The sequence below is a fragment of the Synechococcus sp. MW101C3 genome, assembly GCF_002252635.1.
Lineage (GTDB): Bacteria > Cyanobacteriota > Cyanobacteriia > PCC-6307 > Cyanobiaceae > MW101C3.
On record NZ_NQKX01000005.1, the window covers coordinates 153,628 to 174,278 of the forward strand.

A 20,651-nucleotide genomic window follows, 5' to 3' on the forward strand; every position below is an offset into this window, starting at 1 on the left:
CCATTGTGCTCAGCCCTCTTTGCTGTGCTCCGCCCCGTTTCATTTGCCGATGCAGAAGCGCGCGAACACCCGATCGAGCACGGCTTCGCTCACCTCCTCGCCGGTGATCTCACCGAGGCTGCGCACGGCGGCGCGCAGATCGATCGTCCAGAAATCCCACGGCAGCTGGGCCGCGGCGGCCTCCAGGCTGCGGCCGAGGGCAGCGGCAGCGGCGGCGGCCAGCTCGCGCTGACGGCCATTGAGCGCCACCTGCAGGCCCTGCAGCTCGGTGGCACCGCAGCGCTGCAGCAGCGTCTCCACGAGCACCTCGCAGCCCTCACCGGTGCGGGCGCTGATCGCCACCTCGAGCGGAAACCCGGGGCCGGTCGGGGCCACCGCACCGGTGGCAAGGCCGGCGGCATCGGCCTTGTTGCCCACCAGCAGCAGCACCGCACCGTCCGGCACCAGGTCGCGTAGCTCCTGGTCGTCGTCGCTCCAGCCGGTGGTGAGATCGAACAGCAGCAGCACCGCATCGGCGGCGGCCAGGGCGGCGCGGCTGCGCGCGATGCCGAGGCGTTCCACCGCATCGCTGGTGGGACGGATGCCGGCCGTGTCGAGCAGGGTGAGCGGCACACCCTCCAGCACCAGCTCGCTTTCGAGCAGGTCGCGGGTGGTGCCGGGGGTGTCGGTCACGATCGCGCGCTCCCGGCGGCTGAGCCGGTTGAGCAGGCTCGACTTGCCCACGTTGGGGCGTCCCACGATCGCCACCCGCAGCCCGTCACGCAGCAACTCCCCCTGGCGCGCCTCGGCCACCAGAGCCTCGAGCGCCTGGCGCACCTCCGTGAGCGCCGCCACCACTGCGGCGGCATCGAGCGGCGGCAGGTTCTCCTCGAAATCCACCCGTGCCTCCAGTTCGGCCAGCTGGTCGAGCAGCTGCTCCCGCAAGGCAGTGATGCGGCGCTGCAGGCCGCCATCGAGGCCCGCCATCGCCAGCTGGGCGGCCCGTTGGCTGCGGGCAGCGATCAGGTCGCCGATCGCCTCGGCGCGGGTGAGATCGAGGCGACCGTTCAGAAAGGCCCGCTGGCTGAATTCACCGGCGGAGGCACGGCGGCAGCCGTGGGCCAGCACCAGCGCCAGCACGCGCTGCACGGCGATCAGGCCGCCGTGGCAGTGCAGTTCCACCACGTCCTCGCGGGTGAAGCTGCGCGGTGCCTTCATCAGCAGCAGCAGAGCCTCATCCACCCGTTCGCCGCTGGCCGGGTCCACCACATGGCCATAGAGCACGCGGTGGCTGTCCCAGACCTGCTGCCCCGGGGCGCGGAACAGGGTGCGGCCGATCGACTCCGCCGCCGGGCCGGACATCCTGACGATCGCCACACTCCCCAGGCCCGGTGCCACGGCCGTGGCGATCGCAGCGATGGTGTCGTCCCAATCCAACCGGCCCTGGCGGCGACGGACGCTCCAGTCTCGGCTGCGGCGGAGCCCGGTGTTCAGCCGCGGCTGAAGCCGGGGCAGAGCATCAGGTCGATGTGGCCGCCACTGGGCTGGCGCCACTCACGGAATTCGGCGGCCAGCGCCCTGTGTTCGCGGCCCTGGCGATCAGCTTCGAGCGTCTGGAGCCGTTGATGCACGAGGTCGAGGGTGTCGTCGATCAGCTGGGCGGCCTGTTCGGAGGTCATGGCGAGGCATCGAGACGGAAACCGGTGACTGAATTCAGACAGAGCCCCGCTGGGGCAGCTGTAGCGCCAAACACCCGAAGACACCTGAGGTCAGGGGACGCCAGCAGAGGCCACACAGCCATCCAGCCACTGCTGGAGGGGGTCCCAGTCGTCCGCCGTGTCGATCGCCTGCCAGAGGCGCTCGATCTCGCCCCGCACCGGCGTGACCGGCAGATTCCAACGCCGCAGGGTGGCGGCGATGCCCTGCTGCTGCTCCGGAGGCAGCGCCGACGACCAGCCCCACCAGGCCTCCCGCCAGGCGGCCCAGCGATCGGGCGGTGGCGCAGGGGCCCCAGGCACGAACGGCGCCAGGGCTTCGGCTTCTTCCGGCAGGCCGCCACTGGCGATGCGGTCGGCGAGGGCGGCGAAGAAGCTGCCGTAGGCCACCGGCCAGGCAGCCAGCAGCTGCAGGGCCAGCGGCACCGGGTCCACCAGATCGCCGGCGCGATCGACTACCGCCGCCACGGCGCCGGCATCAAAACCAAGGCGGCGCATCAGGCAGTGGCGGTAGTGGTGGTCGTAGGTGGGCACGAACCGCTCCAGCCGCGCTTCCAGCTCGGCGCGCGGCAGCAGCATCACCAGAGGCTCCTGCAGCAGGCGCAGGTTCTGGTGGCAGATCAGCGGCTGCTGGCCGTAGGCGTACAGGCCGCTGTGGTCGAAGTAGGCGGCGGTGAAGCCCGGATCCCAGGTTTCCAGGAAAGCGAAGGGGCCGTAATCGAAGCTTTCGCCCACCAACGACATGTTGTCGGTGTTGAGCACGCCATGGATGAAGCCGGCCGCCATCCATTCGGCCGCCAGGCGCGCCACCCGCTCCACCAGTTCGCCGTAGAACGCCAGCAGGGCCGCCAGGGCGCTGCCATCGGCAGCGGGGGGATGGGCGGCGGCGATGTGGGGGTAGTACACGGCCACCACATGACGCAACAACCGTTCGAGCTGGCCGGGCTGGCGCAGGTGCAGCAGCCGCTCGCAGGTGCCGAAGCGCAGGTGGGTGCGGGCCACGCGCACCATCACCGCACTGCGGGTGGGGGAGGGCTCATCGCCGCGCCACAGCCCCTCGCCCGTTTCCACCAGGCTGAGTGTGCGGCTGGTGGTGACACCGAGGCGGTGCAGGGCTTCGGAGGCGATCACCTCGCGCACGCCGCCCTTGAGCGTGAGGCGGCCATCCCCGCCACGGCTCCAGGGCGTGGTGCCAGACCCCTTGGTGCCGAGGTCCTGCAGGGCACCGTGGCGATCGCGCAGCTGGCCGTAGAGGAAGCCGCGCCCATCGCCGAGAAACGGGTTGTAGGTGCCGAACTGATAGCCGTGGTAGCGCAGGGCCAGCAGCGGCGTGCGCCCTTCGAAGCGCCCGTAGGCCGCCTCCAGATCCGCGTCGCTCACCGCGGCCGGATCCACCCCGAGCTGCTGCAGCAGCGGATCGTTGCGAAAGCGCAGGCGGCTCTGGGGGAAGGCGGCCGCCTCCACCACATCCCAGTAGGCCTCACCGAGCGCCTCGATCGAGGGCTCGAAGGGCAAGGCGAGCAGGGGATTGGGGCTGGCGGACATGGGCAGCAGGCGAAACTGCGCGTAGCGCAACGATTGGTCTGCCGCCGGGACGCCCGGTACAGCTGCTGCAGAATCGCGCAGCCGGAGAGAGCCTCACCGTGTGTGGCGCACCATCCCCGAAGCCGCGGCTGCGCCGATCCCCATGAAGCCCACCCTTGAAATCCGGCCCATCCGCAGCGAAGAACTGCACCTGATCGCCCACTACATCACGGGGCTGCAGCAATCGCTCATGCCCCTCGATCCAACGCAGCGGATCATCTGCCCGGATGGCTATGGAGAGGCCTATTCGCAGGATCTGCAGAAGCGCGTTGCCGGCGGGGACGGTGTGATCCTGGTGGCCGTGAGTGGTGATCAGCCAGCGGGAATGGTGGCAGGAATCGTGAAAGCCCCGCCCTATTACGAAGCCATCGGCAACACGGTGCAGCGGGAGGGCGAAGTTCTTGAGTTGTTTGTGTCGGAAGATTTTCGTGGCCAGGGGGTGGCCACGCAGCTGATGGCCGCGGTCGAAAGCTACTTCCAGGCGAAGGGTTGTGAAGTGTCGGGGATCGCCGTGCTGGCACAGAACGAACGAGCCCACCGCCTCTACGCCCATCTTGGCTACGCCGACCGGGTGATTTATGCCGTCAAGCCGCTGCTGAAGACCTGAGAAAGAAACTGCGTCAACCGGCAGGTGGGTCAGCCGTTGCCGGTGCGGCAGAGATCCAGCACATCCGCCATCGAGCGGATCTGATCCATGGTGGTGCCCATCTGGGCGGCGCTCACGAATTCCACCTTCAGATCGATCGTGGCCGGTTTGCCCACGCTGGTGCGTACCCGCGCATCGCTCACGTTGATGCGGTGATCGGCCAGGCGGGTGAGGATGTCCTTCAGCACCCCGACCCGATCGAGCACCTCGATGCGCAGCCGCACCGGATAGCGCCGCTGCTGCGCTTCACCGATCGGGTTCCAGCGCACCGGCAGACGCCGCTCCACCGGCACCTGGGCCACATTGCCGCAATCCTGCCGGTGAATCGTGATGCCGTGGTTGCCCAGCGCCACCGCACCCACGATCGGCTCCCCAGGCAGTGGGCCGCAGCAGCCACCAAGCCGGTATTCCAGCCCTTCCACCCCCAGAATCGGGCTGCCCGAGGCGGGTGACGCCACGGGCGCTTCCGGCCGGCCAGCCGAAACGGCTGCGGCCACCTGCTCATTGGTGAGCGCCGGTGCCGCCGCTTCGGTGGCGAGGCGAATCTCCTCGCGCAGGCGGTTCACCACCTGATGCAGGGTGACGCCGCCGAAACCGAGCGCCGCCAGCAGGTCTTCAGTGCCCACCAGGTTGCAGCGGCGGGCCACCTTGGCCATCGCCTCGCCGCTCAGCAGCGCCTCGAAACCGTCGCGGCCCAGCTCCCGCTCCAGCAGATCGCGGCCGCGCAGGATGTTCTCATCGCGGTGGCTGCGCTTATACCACTGGCGGATGCGATTGCGGGCCGTGGGTGTGGCCACGAAGTTGAGCCAGTCGAGGCTCGGGTGGGCAGATTTCGCCGTGATGATCTGCACGAAGTCGCCATTTCTCAGCTGGGTGGCGAGGGGGCAGAGGCGGTCGTTGATGCGTACGCCCTGGCAGTGATTGCCCACTTCCGAGTGAATACGGAAAGCAAAATCAACCGCCGTGGCGCCCTTGCGCAGCCCCACCACATCCCCATGCGGTGTGAATACGAACACCTCCTCATCGAAGAGGTCCTCCTTGATCGAGGCGAGGTAATCGCTGCTGTCGTCACCGCCGCCGTCCTGCTGCCAATCAACAAGCTGCCGCAGCCAGTTGAAGCGTTCCGTGGTGCCGCCATCCGCAGGTGAGCCGCCCTCCTTGTATTTCCAGTGGGCGGCGATGCCGTACTCCGCCACCTGGTGCATCTCTGTGGTGCGGATCTGCACTTCAATGGGCCGGTGCCGGCCGATCACCGCCGTGTGCAACGACTGATAGCCATTGGGCTTGGGCAGGCCGATGTAGTCCTTGAAGCGGCCGGGAATCGGGCGGAAGGTGTCATGCACCACGGCCAGAGCGCGGTAACAGCTCTCCAGGTTCGGCGTGAGGATGCGCAGCGCCGCCACGTCGAAGATCTCGTGGAAGGCCTTCTGCTGGAGCTGCATCTTGCTCCAGATGCCGTAGAGATGCTTCGGCCGGCCACTCACATCGCAGTTGGTGAGCCCCACCGCCGCCAGCCGTTTGCGCAGCAGCGCCACGGTCACCGCCAGGCGATCCTCGCGGTCGCTGCGCTTGCTGGCCACCTGCTCCTTGATCTCCTGATAGGCGGCAGGTTCGAGGATCTTGAAGGCGAGATCTTCCAGTTCCCACTTGAAGCGCCCGATGCCGAGACGATTGGCGAGCGGGGCATAGATCTCGCGGGTTTCCCGGGCGATGCGTTGCTGCTTCTCGGGCCGCAGGGCGCCGATCGTGCGCATGTTGTGCAGCCGGTCGGCCAGCTTCACCAGCACCACCCGGATGTCACTGGCCATCGCCAGGAACATGCGGCGCAGGTTCTCCGCCTGGGCTTCGGTGCGGTCGGTGAAATGAATGCCGCCCAGCTTGGTGACCCCTTCCACCAGCGCCCGCACCTCAGCGCCGAACTGGGCTTCCAGCTCCTCCGGGCTCACCTCCGTGTCCTCCACCACGTCGTGCAGGAAGCCGGCGGCAATCACACCGGGGCCGGCGCCGATGTCGCGCAGCAGATCGGCCACCGCGATCGGATGAATGATGTAGGGCTCGCCGGTGGCCCGCACCTGGCCGTCGTGCAGCTGGAAGGCGAAATCGAAGGAGTTGGCGAGCAGCGTTTCGCCATGGCTGGGGGGCACGGCGGCACCGGGCTGGTCGTCGCTGGTCCGCACCCGCTCCAGGCAGGTGCGCAGCCAGTCGGGCAGGACGACGCCGTAAGCCTCGGCGTCGCGCAGGCGGCGCTGTGTGGTGCTGGCCGCAGGGGAAAGAGCGCCTCCAGCGGCCCCGGCCTCTTTCGAGCGGTCAGGAACAGCGGGGAGTCCGTTGACCTCGATCGGGGCGATTCGGGTTCCTGCCGCCGCTTCGAGCATCTACAGGTTTCCTCTGGCGTTCAGCGTAGGCAGGCGCCACGCGGAATGAGCAGATCGGGCCCGGATCCCCCATGCTGGGCCCGCTGCCCGGTCACGATCCGCTCACACCATGGCCAGCTCCCGGTCCAGCGCTCCAGTGCTTCAGATCCACCAGCTGACGGTGCGCTACCCGGGCGCCCCGGAGGGTCCTGCCACCCTCGATGGCCTGGATCTGCGCCTCGACCCTGGGGACCGTCTGGCGCTGGTGGGGCCTTCCGGATGCGGCAAGAGCACGGTGGCCCGCGCCGTGGTGCAACTGCTGCCGGCAGGAAGCCAATGCAGCGGCGAGCTGCTGCTGTGCGGCCAGGACCCGCGCCGTCTGCGCCGTGCCGCCCTGCAGCGCCTGCGGGGCGAAGCCGTGGGCCTGGTGTTCCAGGACCCGATGACCCGGCTCAACCCACTGCTGCGCATCGGCGATCACCTGGGCGACACGCTCACCGCCCACCGGCCGCTCTGGGGGCGTCGTCAGGTGCGGCGCCGGGCCCAGGAGCTGCTGGAGCGGGTGGGCATCAACCCGGAGCGCTACGGCAGCTATCCCCATGAATTCAGCGGTGGCATGCGCCAGCGGCTGGCGATCGCCCTGGCGATGGCCCTGGAGCCGGCACTGGTGATCGCCGATGAACCCACCACCAGCCTCGATGTGGCGGTGGCGGGCCAGGTGATGGCCGAACTCACGGGCCTCTGCCGCGAAACCGGCAGCGCCCTGCTGCTGATCAGCCACGACCTGGCGATTGCCGGGCGCTGGTGCGACCGGATCGCCGTGCTCGAAGCCGGGCGGCTGGTGGAGGAGGCTCCCGCCCATACCCTGCTCACCCGGCCGCAGGCCCCCCTGTCCCAGCGGCTGGTGGCAGCGGCGCGGCGCCGCGAAGGCGGCCTCACGCCCCCACCGGCCAGCGGCCCACCCCTGCTGGCGGTGGAGGAACTGCGCTCCTGGCACCCGCTGCCCTCGCTCCCCTTCCGGCAGCGCTGGCTGAAGGCGGTGGATGGGGTGAGCCTGGAGCTGCGCGAAGGCGAAACGGTGGGGGTGGTGGGGGCCTCAGGCTGCGGCAAGAGCACCTTGTGCCGCGCCCTGATGGGGCTGGCGCCCGTGCGCGGCGGCGCCGTGCGGCTGCAGGGCCGCGACCTGCTGCAACTGCGGGGGCCGGAGCTGCGCCGCCAGCGGCGGCGCCTGCAGATGGTGTTCCAGGATCCCTTGGCCTGCCTTAACCCCGTGATGACGGTGGGCGCAGCGGTGGCCGACCCGCTGCGCATCCATGGCCTGGCCAGCCGGCCGGAGGCACGCGCCCGGGCCCGCGCAGGGCTGGAAGCGGTGGGGCTGAGCCCGGCCGAGGCCTTCGAAAACCGGCTGCCGCGGCAGCTCTCCGGTGGCCAGCAGCAGCGCGTGGCGATCGCCCGGGCGCTGGTGCTGGAGCCGAGCGTGCTGCTCTGCGACGAGAGCGTGAGCATGCTGGATGCAGAAGTGCAGGCCGAGGTGCTCGCCCTGCTGCGCGCCCTGCAGCAGCGGCTGGGGCTGGGATTGATCTTCATCACCCACGACCTGGCCCTGGCCGGCGGCTTCTGCCAGCGGGTGATCGTGCTCGACGGCGGCCGGATCGTGGAGGAAGGGCCTGGCGATCAGCTGCTGGCAGCGCCCCAGGCGGCGATCACCCGGCAGCTGGTGGCGGCCAGTCCACGCCTGCCGGCCCTGAGCTGAGATGGCGCTGACAGCCCCGGAGCGCCGCCAGGCCGTCAGGCGCCTGCTGCGCCTGCTGCTGCTGGTGAACGCCATCGGCATCGGCGTGGCCGTGGCGATCCGGTTGTACAGCGGCGAAACCCAGCTGCTGAACAGCCTGCGGCTGCAGCTGGCGGCCGTTCTGCCCCGCTGGATCGTGCTGCCGCTGATGGGCGGCCTGGGCGGCGCGGTGGCCGGTGGCCTGATCAGCGCCTTCGAGCCGGAGGCGAAGGGATCGGGAATCGTGCAGGTGATGCTCTGGCTGGAGGGGGTGCCGATCCCGATGACCTGGCGGTTGGCGATCGTCAAGCTGCTGGCCAGCGGCATCGCCATCGGCAGCGGCCTGCCGGTGGGGCCGGAGGGCCCCTCGATCCAGATCGGCGCCGTGGTGGGCCGCGCCACCGCCGACGGCCTGCAGGCCCCACCGCGGGAACGCAGGCTGGCCGTGGCGATCGGCAGTGGCGCTGGCCTGGCGGCGATCTTTCACGCGCCGCTCGGCGGCCTGGCCTACACGCTCGAGGAGATGTTCAAAGGCAGCACGGTGCGCAGCAATGCCGTCGTCACCTTCGCCATCTTCGCCACGATCACCTGGACCCGGCTGTTCGATGGCCATGAAAGCGGGCCGCTGTGGTTACGGCAGCTGCTGCCGGTGATCGAGGACCCCTCGCGCCTCACCGATTTCCGCCTGGTGGACATCCCCCTGCTGATGCTGCTGGGCGCGACCGCCGGCGCGCTGGCGATGCTCTACCAACGGGTCATCGTGCGCCTGCGCCGGGGGTTCTTCCGCCTGCATCTGTCGCTGTGGCAGCAGCTGGGTCTGGTGGGCCTGGGGATCGGCCTGGCCTCCTCCCTGCTCAATCCCAGCTTCGACAATCCCGATCGGCTCGGCTTCAGCGCCCTGCTCGGGCTGAGCACGCCGCTGAATGCCCTGGTGGCATTGATCGTGCAGGCGGCCGGCACTGCCCTGGCAGTGGCGGCCGACGCCCCTGGAGGCTTCCTGGCACCGGCGCTGGTGGTGGGAGCCTCGCTGGGCACATTGGTGCAGCAGGTGTGTCAGGTGCTGTTCGATTACGCCCCGTCCACGCTGCTGTTCGCCGGCGGCGGCGCCTTCCTGGGGGCCCTCACCCGCACGCCGCTCACCGCGATCCTGCTCACCTTCGAGCTCAGCAAGGACTACGCCTTGCTGCTGCCGATCGGCTTCGCCGTGAGCACGGCGATCGCCGTGGCCGATCTGTTTGAGCACAACACCATCTACGACCTGATGCGCGACGAATCGCTGCGGGAGCGGCGGCGCCGGAGTGCCGCAGACGCGACAGCGGCAGCCAACGACCGCACAGACCCCGGCTAGGGCAACGGGTCTGCGGGGCTGGTGGAGGCGGCGGTGCCGATGGCGTCGGCGGCTGCCGGCTGGGCCTGGTGCGCGGGCTGACGGCGGCGCAGCACCGCGAGCAGCGCCGTGAAGGCGGGCGGCAGCGGCGCCTCGAAGCTCAGCCGCTCGCCGCTGATCGGGTGGTCGAGGCCCAGGGCCACCGCATGCAGGGCCTGGCCCGGCAGCTCGATCGGCAGACGCCGGCAGCGGCTGTAGGTGGCATCCCCCACGATCGGGTGGCCGATGTGGGCGCCGTGCACACGGATCTGGTGGGTGCGGCCGGTGTCGAGCTTGAAGCGCAGCAGGGAGTAATCACCCAGCCGCTCGATCAGGCGCCAGTGGGTGCGGGCCAGCCGGCCCTTGTCGTCGGCCACCACGGCGTACTTCTTGCGGTCGATCGGGTGGCGGCCGATGGCGGCCTCGATCGTGCCGGACTCCGCCTGGGGCGCCCCGTGCACCACACCCAGGTAGTCGCGGGAGGCCACGCGCTGCTGGATCTGGCGTTGAAGGTTCACCAGGGCCTGCTGACTCTTCGCCACCACGATGCAGCCGGTGGTGTCCTTGTCGAGGCGGTGCACGATGCCCGGCCGCCGCTCGCCGCCGATGCCCGGCAGGTCGGGGCAGTGGTGCAGCAGGCCGTTCACCAGGGTGCCGTCCTTGTTGCCGGGCGCCGGGTGCACCGTGAGCCCAGCAGGCTTGTTGAGCACGATCAGGTGGCTGTCCTCGTAGAGGATGTCGAGCGGGATCGGCTGCGGGATCAGGTAGGGGAGCGGCTCCGGCGGCGGCATCCACAGCTCCACGCAATCTCCAGGCCGCAGCGGTGTCTTGGCGCGGCCCGGGCTGCCGTTCACCCGCACCAGGCCGGCATCGATGAATTTCTGAATGCGGGCACGGCTCTGCTCCGGCCGCTGGGCCACCAGCCAGCGATCGAGCCGCATCGGCAGGGGCCGGGGGTAGTGGAGCGTGATCAACTCCCCTTCACCTGCCCCGAACGCGCTCATACCTCCACAGCGGCGGCGGGCTTCTGGGGCGGGCGCTCCAGGGCGATCGGGCCGAGCACGGCGCGGCGGAAATCATCGAGCAGGCGCTGGGCCATGCGCGCGGTGTCGCCGCTGGTGTGGCGGGCGGCAGCGGCCTCCAGCCAGGCCAGCCCATCCGGCAACGACTCCAAGGCCCCAGCTCCATCACGCTCGCGATCCCCGTCCGAGGCGTCGTCGTGCTCGCCATCGGCATGGCGCCGCCCCTGACGCCGCGGCAGTGCCACGCCGTAGCGCTTCTCCAGCAGCTGCGCCGGCAGCCCGGCCTCCGGCACCGAGGCCAGCGCATCGAGCAGGTGCAGGAAGGCCACCGCCACCCCCTCTCCGTCGTAGGCGGCCTGGCCGATGTCGTCGCAGAGGGCCAGCAGCAGGGCGGCGCGCTGGTCTTCCAGGCGGGGAGGAAGCACGCCGGGGGCATCGAGCAGATCCAGCGCCTGGCCCAGCCGCACCCAGCGCAGCGTGCGGGTGACCCCGGCCCGCCGGGCACTCTCCACCACCTTCTGGCGCACCAGCCGGTTGATCAGCGCCGACTTGCCCACGTTGGGGAACCCGAGCACCAGGGCCCGCACCGGCCTCGGGCGCATGCCGCGGCCGGCGCGGCGGGCATTGAGTTGCTCGCCCGCCCGGATCGCCGCCTCCTGCAGCTGCTTCACGCCCGTGCCGGTCTTGGCGTCACACCACCAGGGCACTTCGCCTTGCTCGCGCAGCCAACGGTCCCACGACAGGCGGGCCGTTTCATTCACCATGTCGCGGCGGTTGATCACCAGCAGGCGGTGCTTGCCCTCCATCCAGCGCTTCAGACGCGGGTGGCTGGTAGCGCGGGGGATGCGGGCATCACGCACCTCGATCACCAGATCCACCTTGGCGAGCTGGGCCTTCAGCTGGCGCTCCGCCTTGGCGATGTGGCCGGGATACCACTGAATGGCGGGCTGCATCAGGGCACCACCAGCACCGGACAGGGAGCCAACTGGATCACCCGGGCGGCGGTGCTGGGCTCATCGGCTGCGAGCGTGAGGCCCCGGGTGCTCATCACGATCACATCGGCGTTGATCTCATCGGCCACGTCGCCGATCACGAAGGCGGGATGGCCTTCCCGCTCGATCACTTCGCAGGCCACCCCCGCCTGCTCGAAGTGGCTGCGGGCCTGCTCCAGCAGGCTGGCAACGGCGGCCGCATCGTGCATGGCGCCCTCCGGTTCCACCACAGAGAGCACCACCAGCCGCCCGTTGTGCTGCTGGGCCAGGCGCAGCGTGAAGGCAGCCGTCTCCATGGTCTGACGGCTCTGGTCGATGGGGAACAGGATGGTGGAGAACATCGGTCACATCCCCGACGGGACAGAAGGGGCAGGCAAGTTGCTGACCTTGTCCTAGCGCCCGCTGTGCCCGAGACCACCACCCCCTTCAACACGGGCAGGGCCACGGGTTAATGTCGCGCATCTTTCCTTACATCTTGAATCCATGACGAAGCGCTCCCTGGCCAGCCTCTCCGCCGATGAACTGAGCGGCAAGCGCGTTCTGGTGAGGGTCGACTTCAACGTGCCACTCGACGGTGACGGCGCCATCACCGACGACACGCGCATCCGGGCCGCCCTGCCCACGATCAACGACCTCACCACCAAGGGAGCCCGGGTGATCCTGGCCGCCCACTTCGGCCGTCCCAAGGGCCAGGTGAACGAAACGATGCGCCTCACCCCGGTGGCGTCCCGCCTTGCCGAGCTGCTCGGCAAACCGGTGGTCAAGACCGACAGCTGCATCGGCCCTGATGCCGAAGCCAAGGTGGCCGCCATGGCCGACGGCGATGTGGTGCTGCTGGAGAACGTGCGTTTCTTCGCCGAGGAAGAGAAGAACGACGACGCCTTCGCCGCAAAGCTGGCCGCCCTGGCAGACGTCTATGTGAACGACGCCTTCGGCGCCGCCCACAGGGCCCACGCCTCCACCGAAGGCGTCACCAAGTACCTGAGCCCCAGCGTGGCCGGCCACCTGATGGAGAAGGAACTGCAGTACCTGCAGGGCGCCATCGATGAGCCTCAGCGGCCGCTGGCGGCGATCGTGGGCGGCTCCAAGGTGAGCAGCAAGATCGGCGTGCTCGAAGCCCTGATCGACAAGTGCGACAAGGTGCTGATCGGCGGCGGCATGATCTTCACCTTCTACAAGGCACGCGGCCTGGCGGTGGGCAAGAGCCTGGTGGAAGACGACAAACTTGAGCTCGCCAAGGAGCTGGAGGCCAAGGCGGCCGCCAAGGGCGTGCAGCTGCTGCTGCCCACCGATGTGGTGCTGGCCGATGCCTTCTCCCCCGACGCCAACAGCCAGACCACAGCGATCGACGCCATCCCCGACGGCTGGATGGGCCTCGACATCGGCCCCGATTCGATCAAGACCTTCCAGGAGGCCCTGGCCGACTGCAAGACCGTGATCTGGAATGGCCCCATGGGCGTGTTCGAGTTCGACAAGTTCGCTGCCGGCACCAACGGCATCGCCCACACCCTGGCCGATCTGAGCGGCAAGGGCTGCTGCACGATCATCGGCGGCGGTGATTCGGTGGCGGCTGTCGAGAAGGTGGGCGTGGCCGAGCGCATGAGCCACATCTCCACCGGTGGTGGCGCCAGCCTTGAACTGCTGGAGGGCAAGGTGCTGCCCGGCGTGGCCGCCCTCGACGAGGCCTGATCTCAGCTCACCGGGGCGACGCAGGAAAGGCTGGGGCGGCTACTGCCCCCACGCTGGCTCAGATCAGAGCGCCTGCCTGCTGCCCCGGCCGCGGCGGCCGCCTTTGTCTTCCCCGTTCAGCTCCGGCATGGGCAGGCCGAGCTTTTGGTTGAAGGCTTTCGCCTGATCGCGGTTTTTGGTCATCAGGGCGCGACGGCTTGCCATCGCCTTGCGGCGGCACGATTGCAAGGCGTCCAAGTCGGTCGCGGCGCTGACGCAACGCTCGCTGCTCTGCAGGATGGAAATCTGCTCGGCATGGGTTTTCAGGGACAGGCTGCGCTGGAAGCTGAACAGTTCCTGCTTCTGGCTAGGGGTGAGCTTCTCGACCGACTCGAGCCAGGCCCTGCGACCAGCGCCGGATCCGTCGCCAGGAACGGCCTGGGCCTGGCCGGCAGCCAGATGGACAATCACCGCCAGGGTGGCGACGACGGGGGGTAGCAACAGTCGTTGCAAACGGGTGGAGGACATCAGGAAGATCATGTGCTCAGGCGCCCTCATGCTGTCGCCGATCTCTGTCTAAACGCACACTCAGCAGCCACCGAAGATGACCGGATGTGGCTGGCGGACGCGCTCAGGGCGTGAGCGCGTCCCGGTTGCCCACCACCCGCACCCGCTTGGTGGTGCTCACGATGCCATCGGGATGCACGAGCAGCACGGCCCAGGTCTGGCTACCGGGCTGCTGGGGCGCCTGCACCACTTTGAATACCCCACCGCCACCGAGCGCCGTGAGTTCAAGGTCGGGGCTCTGGAAGGCGCGGATCTGCTCCTCGCTCACGGCGGCAATGCCACCGGCGGCCACCGCCCCGTCAAGCGGGTCATCGAACACCACGTCCACGTCATACCGCTGGCCGGTGAGCACCGCATCAGGGATCAGCACACTGACTGGCAGGTCAGTGCTGCCGCTGCGCAGGGTGGCGTTCTCGGAAATCAGCTCCTGACCATCGAGCCGTCCATCCCGGATGCTGAGGGCCAGCAGCTGCTCCGCCTGCAGGCGATAGAGGAAGGCGCCCACCTGGCTGGTGCCGCTCACACTGATGCGCACAGTGCTGCGGCCGTCCTTGAGGCTGTCCCCCGGGGTGATCTGCCAGCGGGCATCAGGGAAGCGCGTGCGGAGGCTGCGGTAACGGGCTTCCAGATCAGCGGGATCGATGCCGTCGCCGGCCTTGAGCAAGGCAGCCACGCTGCCGGCGGAGCCGCTGTTGAGGGCGGTCTCCAAGCTGCGCAGCAGATCGGTGCCGGGAGCGGCCGCCATCGCCGTCGGCGCCCAGCAGGCGGCAGCCAACATCAGGGCCGAGAGCAAGGCGTGTGACCTGTGCGGACGCGGGAGCGAACGGCGAGTGAACGACAGAGAGGGCAGCGACAGGCGGTGCAACGACATGGGCATATGGCGGTCGTCGGGGTGCTTTTAAGTTAGGCGCGCCCGGAGAGGGCACTCCCGCCCGTCCTTGAAGGCTGATGACCCACCTGTTGATCGCCGCCAGCGGCACCGGTGGACACCTCTTCCCTGCTCTGGCGGTGGCTGAGGCCCTGCCGGCCTCCTGGACCGTGAGTTGGCTCGGGGTGCCCGATCGGCTGGAGACGGATCTGGTGCCAAGCCGCTATCCGCTGCACACCGTGCACGCCGGTGGGCTGCAGGGGCAGGGGCTCTGCAAGCTTTGGCAGCTCCTGCGCTTGATCGCCTCCAGCCGTGAGGTGCGGCGGGTGATCCGCCGCGAGCGCACCCAGGTGGTGTTCAGCACTGGCGGCTACATCGCCGCCCCCGCCATCCTGGCTGCCCGTTGGTGCGGCATTCCGGTGGTGTTGCACGAATCCAATGCGATCCCCGGGCGGGTCACCCGTCTGCTCAGCCGCTGGTGCACCCGGGTGGCGATCGGCCTGCCGGCGGCGGCGGAACGCCTGCCTGGCAGCACGCCGCTGCTCACCGGCACCCCCGTGCGCCGCGCCTTTCTCGAGCCCACGCCCGTACCACCCTGGGTGCCGGCAGGGGAGGGTCCGCTGCTGCTTGTGATGGGAGGCAGCCAGGGGGCGCTGGGGCTGAATCGCATGGTGCGGCCGCTGCTGCCGTCCTTGCTCAACGCCGGTTGTCGGGTGGTGCATCTCACCGGTAGCAATGACCCAGAGGTGGGAGTGTTGCAGCACCCAGCACTGGTGGAGCGCACGTTCAGCGATGAGCTGCCGGGGCTGCTGCAGCACGCCGACCTGGCCATCAGCCGGGCTGGTGCTGGCAGCCTCAGCGAACTGGCGGTCTGCGGCACACCCGCCCTGCTGGTGCCCTACCCGCAGGCCGCCGACCAGCACCAGGAGGCCAATGCGGCAGCTGCCGCCGCCGCCGGCGCGGCCGTGATCGTGCACCAGCACGCTGCTGGGCATCCGGCCCTGGGCCGAACGCTCTGGCGGCTGATCGGACCAAGGCTGCGGGGCAGTGCTCCGGCCGCCGATCCCCTCCTGGAGCTGCGCAGCGGCATGGAGCGTCTGGCGGTGCGCGATGCCGACCGGCAACTCGCCCACCTGCTGGAGGCGCTCATTCCTGCCACTCACAACGCAGCGCCCTGAGGATGCGGCGGTTACCGCGGCGGTCCTGCAGGCCGATGCGCAGCCAGCACTCCCCCAGACCAGCAAACGAACGGCAGTCACGCAGCAGAATGCGGTGACGGCTCTCCAGACGCTCGCGCAGCTCCAGCAGGGGGCGGTCGCTTCTGATCAGCAGGAAGTTGGCCGCCGCGGCCTGTGGGCTCAGGCCCGGCAGACCGTCCAGCTGACGGTGGAACCAGGGGCCTTCCCGCGCCACCCAGCGCTGCACGCGTTGCTGCCAGCGCCGATCGGCGATCACCAGCGGGCCGACGGCAGCGGCCAGGCCGTTCACCGGCCAGGGATCCCGCCACTCCTGCCAGCGCTGTAAACGTGCTGGAGCTGCCACTGCATAGCCGAGCCGAAGCCCGGCAATCGCCATCAGCTTGGTGAGGCTGCGGATCACAACCAGCTGGGGATGGTCTGCCACCAGCGGCACCAACGAGTGCCGCTGGCCATCGGGCACCAAGGGCAGAAAGGCCTCATCCACGATCACCAGCGCGAAGCGGTCAAGCAGCAGCTCGAGCGAACGGCGGTCCCACAGCTGGCCCGAGGGGTTGTGGGGATTGGTGATCCACAGCGCCGCGCCGGGGCCGGCCGGGGCGGGGAACGGAGCCGGACAGGCCCAGGCCGGCTGTGCGCTACGGCGACCTGTCGGTCGCTGCGTTGAAGGGAATGGCGGCGGTAGCGGCAGAGGTTCGATGGCCCCGTCCCAGCAAGCCAGGGCGCGTCGGTAATCGGCGAAGCCGGGCTCGGGCAGCAGGCTGGGGCCCGCCGCCGCCGCCTCCCGGGCCGCCCAGGTGAACAGTTCAGCAGCCCCGTTGCCAGGCAGCACCGCCGCCGGGTCGATGCCGTGGTGGGCAGCGATCGCCGACCGCAGCCGGGAATAGCTGCGGTCGGGGTAGTCCCGCAGGGCCGTGCCGGCGGCACCTCCCTGCAGGCAGACCCGCAACGCCCGCCGCAGGGAGGCGGGGGGGCCAAACGGCACCAGTGAGGCGCTGGCATCGAGCACCTGATGCGGCTGGCAACCGAGGCGGCTTGCCGCCGCCTCGAGATTGCCGCCGTGCCGGAGCTCCAGCTCGTGGCTGCCCGGCGTACTGGTCATCGTCCCCTGCTCCCAGACTCAGAATCCTTTAATCTGATAGGTGGAACTGCTGGTGACGGTCCAGTCTGTGTCGCCGCAACGGGTCGTCCAGCATGTCAGCAAGGTCCTGCTCGGCAAAGACCAGCAGATCCGCTTGGCCGTGGCCTGCCTGCTGGCACGCGGCCACCTGTTGATCGAAGATCTGCCCGGCATGGGCAAAACCACCCTCGCCGAAGCTCTTGCCCGTTGTCTTGGGCTGGAATTCAAGCGGGTGCACTTCACCAGCGATCTGCTCCCTGCCGATCTCACCGGCATCGGTGTGCTCGATACGGGCAGTGGCAACTTCAGCTTCCAGCCTGGCCCCCTGTTCAGCCAGGTGCTTCTGGCCGATGAGATCAATCGGGCCAGCCCCCGCACTCAGAGTGCGCTGTTGGAGGCAATGGCCAGTGGCCGGGTCAGCGTTGATGGCACCAGCCATGAGCTGCCCTCGCCCTTCTTCGTGATCGCCACCCAGAACGGCCTCGATCAAACCGGCACCGCCCCGCTGCCGGAGTCCCAGCTGGATCGTTTCCTGATGCGGCTCACCCTTGGATTCCCCGAGCGGGAAGCGGAGTTGGCCCTGCTCAGCGGCCAGGCGATGCGGCCCGATCAGCTGCCGGCCCTGCTGACCGCCGCCGATCTGCTCGCCCTGCAACAGCAGGCGGCGGCCCAGCATGCCGAGCCTTCTCTGCTCGCTTATGTGCTCGATCTGGTGCAGCTCAGCCGCCAGGACAGCTTCGGTGCTTCGCCGCTCTCTCCGCGCGCCGCCCAGTCGCTGTTGGCGGCAGCCCGGGCGTGGTCGTTGCTGGAGGGGCGCGATTTCGTGATTCCCGCCGATGTGCAGGCCGTACTTCCCAGCGTCTGCGAACACCGCATGGACAACGGCGAGCCGATCGCCACCAACGGTGTCGGTGCCTGTGCCTCCGGCAGTTGGAGCCACCGCTTACTGGCGGGCGTCGATGGTCTCCGCTGACCACCCAGCTGTCCCCAAGGCGAAGCGCAATGGCCTGTTCCGGCCTCACGCCGGGCACCAGCTGCGCCTTGGAGCCCGAAGCATCTACATCCTGCCCACTGGATTCGGCGCCCTTTGGTTGATGGCCGTCGTGCTGCTGCAGGTGGTGGGCATCCAGCTGCAAAGCAACGGCACGCTGATGATGTCTTATCTGCTGCTGGGACTCTTCCTCCTGGCGATGCATCTCACCGCCTTCAATCTGCAAGGCCTCGAACTGAGCTGCAGCGATCCCCCGCCAGGATTCGCCGATGCCCCACTCAACTACCCGGTGGTCGTGCGCAGCCAGTGTCATCGCGATCAGCTGCGCATCGGCTTCATCCTGGGCTCTGCGCTGCGGCAGCACAGCACCACCCAGAGCCGCGATCAGGAGATCCAGCCGGGCCAGTCCGAGTTGTCAATTCCCTGGCAACCGCAGCAGCGGGGGTTGCAACGGCCCGGCCGACTGCGTATCAGCTCCAGTGCTCCCCTCGGTCTGTTCCGCTGCTGGAGCCTGTGGGAACCGCCCACCGCCCAGCTCGTTTACCCAGCCCGCCGCGAAGGGCCGGTGGCCGAAACCTTTGCTGAGGCAGAGGGGAACCGGCTGAACGTGAGCGGCCGCCCCAGCGCCCTGGGCCACGACCACTGGGTCGATCTGCGGCCACACAGGGCCGAGGAAGGGGTCAGCCGGCTGTTCTGGAAATCCATGGCGCGGGGCCGGGGCGCCCACTCCAAGGTGTTCGGCGGCTCCCCGCCGTCGGAGCCCCTCCTTAGCCCCCAACCGGACTTGCCGAAGGAGCAGGCGCTCGAACACCTCAGTGCCCGCATCTGGGCGCTCAGTGCTGCCGGTGACAGCTACGGCCTGATCCTGGGCGGCACCACGATCGCTCCGGGCAGCGGCAGCCGCCATCGCGACCAGTGCCTGGCGGCCCTGGCCCTGCTTCCGTGAGCGGGCACCGGCGGCTGCAATGGGTGGCGCTCGGCCTACTGGCCGCCTTGCTGCCAGCGATCGACACCGGCATGCCGCTGAGCTGGGGGGCGATCTGCCTGATCACGCTCACCGCACTCAAGCTGCGCGAGGCGCACTCCCGCAGCGAGTTGCGACGCGCCTCGCTGCTCATTCTGGTGATCACCGGGGTGATGGCGGCCCTGCTGCCCGGTCTGGGGCCCAGCCTGATCCAGCTGCTCACCACGCTGCTGGCGCTCAGCAGCCTGCTGTCGCTGGAACTCGGCAGTGCTGTGCAGCTGCGGACCCTTCTGGCCCGCAGCCTGCGCCTGCTCGGCGCCGCCCTGCCGCTGGTGCTGGTGCTGTTTCTGCTGGTGCCGCGGGTCGGGCCGCTCTGGACGGTGCCCATGGGACAGACCGCCCGCACAGGCCTCTCCGATCAGCTCGACACCGGCAGCATCGCCGATCTGGTGGCGGTGGACACGCCAGCGGCCCGGATCAGCTTCACGAACGAAGAGCCGCCACCACCGGAGTCCCGGTACTGGCGGGTGCTCACGCTGCACAGCTTCGATGGCCAGCGCTGGGAACGGCTGCCCAACGAAGACAACCTCAATGCCTTGCTCCCACAGACTGCCGGCGAGCCACCCACCGGCAGCCGCGAACAGTTCTGGCTAGCCGAGCCCATGTTGCTGCCGGTGCTCCCCTGGAGCGGCCAAGGCCAACCGCTGGATCCGGAGCTGCGCATCAGCCCCGATGGCGTGCTGCTCAACAACCGGCCACCGATCGAACGGCGCGCCTATGGCTTCACCAACCTGAGTGCGCCCGCTGCCTGGAAGCTTCAGCCGCCCAGGGAAGCCGCCCTGGAGCTGCCGGTCGGCATCAACCCCCGCCTACAGGCCCTCGGCCGTGAGTGGAAGGACACCCTTCCGCCTGCTGATCGGGTCGCTGTAGCCCAACGCTGGTTCCGCTCACAGCCGTTTCGCTACACCACCCAGCCAGGCTTGCTGCCGGGCCCTGATCCGGTGGACGCCTTCCTCTTCGACACCCGGACGGGCTTCTGTGAGCACTTCGCTTCCGGCTTCACGGCCCTGATGCGTGCCGCCGGCGTACCTGCCCGCATCGTGCTCGGCTACCAGGGGGGAGATTGGGTGCCCCAGGTGGGCGGCGGCGGTTACCTGGATGTGCGTCAGAGCGATGCCCATGCCTGGAGCGAAGTCTGGCTGGCAGATCAGGGCTGGGTTCTGGTGGATCCCACCGCCTGGGTATCGCCGCTCCGAATCACCGCCGGCCAGCCGATCTCTGCCGGGAAAACCCCCCGCCAGTTCAGCCCACTGGGCTGGGCCCTGCTCCAGTGGCGCGGCATCGATCTGCGCTGGACCGGGTGGGTGATGAGCTTCAATCGCCAGGATCAGATGGCGCTGATTGAGCGGCTGTTGGGCAAGCGGCATGAATGGCTGGGCGCCTTGCTGGTGGCAGCTCTGGCCCTCTGCCTCGGCCTCGTGCTGCCCTTGATGCACTGGAGCCAGCGGCGGCGCGACACCGATGGCCTGCGACGCGAGCTCGATCACTGTCTCCAGCGTCTGCGGCTGCTGGGGCTCGAACCACGCCCCGGTGAAGACCTCGGCAGCTTCTGCCGTCGAGCCGGACAGCAGCGTCCTGATCTCGCTTGCGCACTCGATGAACTGGCCTGCACCTACCTGCGGCAGCGGTTCGGGCCAGCGCTGCCGCAAGACCAGCGCCAGGCCTCCAGAAAGCGCCTGCGCCAGCTGCGGCAACAGCTCGGAGCCTTGCCCGCCGCCTCGAGCTCACAGGCATGAGCATCCGGGACAGGATCCGGCCCCGTTCCAGTCCAGTAAGTCGCGCTGCTCG

The 20,651-nt window shown here is 69.2% G+C and carries 18 protein-coding genes; 8 read left to right on the forward strand and 10 right to left on the reverse strand.

Annotated elements, in window-relative coordinates:
- Positions 1 to 39: 39 nt before the first annotated feature.
- From mnmE to CJZ80_RS07690, 3 genes are all read right to left on the reverse strand, one after another.
- Positions 40 to 1,416 carry a tRNA uridine-5-carboxymethylaminomethyl(34) synthesis GTPase MnmE gene (gene mnmE / locus CJZ80_RS07680; RefSeq protein WP_094511965.1) on the reverse strand — a complete coding sequence of 459 codons (1,377 nt, stop codon included), beginning with the start codon at positions 1,414 to 1,416 and terminating at the stop codon, positions 40 to 42.
- 53 nt (positions 1,417 to 1,469) lie between these two features.
- Entirely contained in the window at positions 1,470 to 1,658 is a 189-nt protein-coding gene (locus tag CJZ80_RS07685) for a hypothetical protein (protein ID WP_094511969.1), read from the reverse strand.
- A 90-nt stretch (positions 1,659 to 1,748) separates the two neighbouring features.
- A complete protein-coding gene (locus CJZ80_RS07690; protein WP_094512380.1) occupies positions 1,749 to 3,239 on the reverse strand; it encodes a YdiU family protein in 1,491 nt (496 codons plus the stop codon).
- A gap of 142 nt (positions 3,240 to 3,381) precedes the next feature.
- Between CJZ80_RS07690 and CJZ80_RS07695 the strand changes: the two genes are divergently transcribed.
- Positions 3,382 to 3,885 (forward strand): GNAT family N-acetyltransferase, encoded by a 504-nt coding sequence (locus CJZ80_RS07695; RefSeq protein WP_144036976.1) that lies wholly within the window; start codon positions 3,382 to 3,384, stop codon positions 3,883 to 3,885.
- A gap of 29 nt (positions 3,886 to 3,914) precedes the next feature.
- Here the strand turns inward: CJZ80_RS07695 and CJZ80_RS07700 are convergent, their stop codons facing one another.
- Entirely contained in the window at positions 3,915 to 6,299 is a 2,385-nt protein-coding gene (locus tag CJZ80_RS07700; RefSeq protein WP_094511977.1) for a bifunctional (p)ppGpp synthetase/guanosine-3',5'-bis(diphosphate) 3'-pyrophosphohydrolase, read from the reverse strand.
- 109 nt (positions 6,300 to 6,408) lie between these two features.
- Between CJZ80_RS07700 and CJZ80_RS07705 the strand changes: the two genes are divergently transcribed.
- Both CJZ80_RS07705 and CJZ80_RS07710 read left to right on the forward strand, forming a co-directional pair.
- Entirely contained in the window at positions 6,409 to 8,031 is a 1,623-nt protein-coding gene (locus tag CJZ80_RS07705) for an ABC transporter ATP-binding protein (protein WP_094511981.1), read from the forward strand.
- Between the two features lies 1 nt (position 8,032).
- Positions 8,033 to 9,397, forward strand: coding sequence for a ClC family H(+)/Cl(-) exchange transporter (locus CJZ80_RS07710; RefSeq protein WP_094511998.1), 1,365 nt, complete (start codon positions 8,033 to 8,035; stop codon positions 9,395 to 9,397).
- Here CJZ80_RS07710 and CJZ80_RS07715 read toward each other — a convergent pair.
- Genes CJZ80_RS07715 through CJZ80_RS07725 form a run of 3 tightly spaced genes read right to left on the reverse strand, consistent with a single transcriptional unit; the run spans position 9,394 to position 11,770 of the window.
- Positions 9,394 to 10,419, reverse strand: a complete 1,026-nt coding sequence (locus CJZ80_RS07715) for an RluA family pseudouridine synthase (RefSeq protein ID WP_094512001.1) — start codon at positions 10,417 to 10,419, stop codon at positions 9,394 to 9,396. The two genes, CJZ80_RS07710 and CJZ80_RS07715, sit on opposite strands and share 4 nt — an antisense overlap.
- Positions 10,416 to 11,393: a ribosome biogenesis GTPase YlqF gene (gene ylqF, locus CJZ80_RS07720; RefSeq protein ID WP_094512004.1), complete on the reverse strand. Its 978-nt coding sequence runs from the start codon at positions 11,391 to 11,393 to the stop codon at positions 10,416 to 10,418. The genes CJZ80_RS07715 and ylqF overlap by 4 nt, the downstream gene beginning before the upstream one ends.
- Positions 11,390 to 11,770, reverse strand: a complete 381-nt coding sequence (locus tag CJZ80_RS07725; RefSeq protein WP_094512006.1) for a universal stress protein — start codon at positions 11,768 to 11,770, stop codon at positions 11,390 to 11,392. Before CJZ80_RS07725 ends, ylqF begins: the two co-directional genes overlap by 4 nt.
- Before the next feature lie 142 nt (positions 11,771 to 11,912).
- Between CJZ80_RS07725 and pgk the strand changes: the two genes are divergently transcribed.
- Complete coding sequence (pgk, locus tag CJZ80_RS07730) at positions 11,913 to 13,118, forward strand: phosphoglycerate kinase (protein WP_094512008.1); 1,206 nt, start codon at positions 11,913 to 11,915, stop codon at positions 13,116 to 13,118.
- 63 nt (positions 13,119 to 13,181) lie between these two features.
- On the opposite strand, the gene CJZ80_RS07735 is transcribed toward pgk, so the two are convergent.
- A complete protein-coding gene (locus CJZ80_RS07735; RefSeq protein ID WP_094512010.1) occupies positions 13,182 to 13,637 on the reverse strand; it encodes a hypothetical protein in 456 nt (151 codons plus the stop codon).
- A 91-nt stretch (positions 13,638 to 13,728) separates the two neighbouring features.
- Positions 13,729 to 14,409: a hypothetical protein gene (locus CJZ80_RS07740; RefSeq protein ID WP_233132903.1), complete on the reverse strand. Its 681-nt coding sequence runs from the start codon at positions 14,407 to 14,409 to the stop codon at positions 13,729 to 13,731.
- A gap of 203 nt (positions 14,410 to 14,612) precedes the next feature.
- Here CJZ80_RS07740 and CJZ80_RS07745 point away from each other — a divergent pair, with 203 nt between their 5' ends.
- A complete protein-coding gene (locus tag CJZ80_RS07745; protein WP_094512014.1) occupies positions 14,613 to 15,710 on the forward strand; it encodes a glycosyltransferase in 1,098 nt (365 codons plus the stop codon).
- Here CJZ80_RS07745 and CJZ80_RS07750 read toward each other — a convergent pair.
- Positions 15,679 to 16,830: a histidinol-phosphate transaminase gene (locus CJZ80_RS07750; protein ID WP_094512018.1), complete on the reverse strand. Its 1,152-nt coding sequence runs from the start codon at positions 16,828 to 16,830 to the stop codon at positions 15,679 to 15,681. The genes CJZ80_RS07745 and CJZ80_RS07750 overlap by 32 nt on opposite strands.
- A 52-nt stretch (positions 16,831 to 16,882) precedes the next feature.
- Here CJZ80_RS07750 and CJZ80_RS07755 point away from each other — a divergent pair, with 52 nt between their 5' ends.
- From CJZ80_RS07755 to CJZ80_RS07765, 3 genes are read left to right on the forward strand one after another with little or no spacing between them, the layout of a single operon-like run.
- Entirely contained in the window at positions 16,883 to 17,821 is a 939-nt protein-coding gene (locus tag CJZ80_RS07755) for a MoxR family ATPase (protein WP_233132904.1), read from the forward strand.
- Positions 17,808 to 18,785 carry a hypothetical protein gene (locus CJZ80_RS07760; RefSeq protein WP_233132905.1) on the forward strand — a complete coding sequence of 326 codons (978 nt, stop codon included), beginning with the start codon at positions 17,808 to 17,810 and terminating at the stop codon, positions 18,783 to 18,785. Before CJZ80_RS07755 ends, CJZ80_RS07760 begins: the two co-directional genes overlap by 14 nt.
- Complete coding sequence (locus CJZ80_RS07765) at positions 18,782 to 20,599, forward strand: DUF3488 and transglutaminase-like domain-containing protein (RefSeq protein WP_158217451.1); 1,818 nt, start codon at positions 18,782 to 18,784, stop codon at positions 20,597 to 20,599. Before CJZ80_RS07760 ends, CJZ80_RS07765 begins: the two co-directional genes overlap by 4 nt.
- Positions 20,600 to 20,651: the final 52 nt, after the last annotated feature.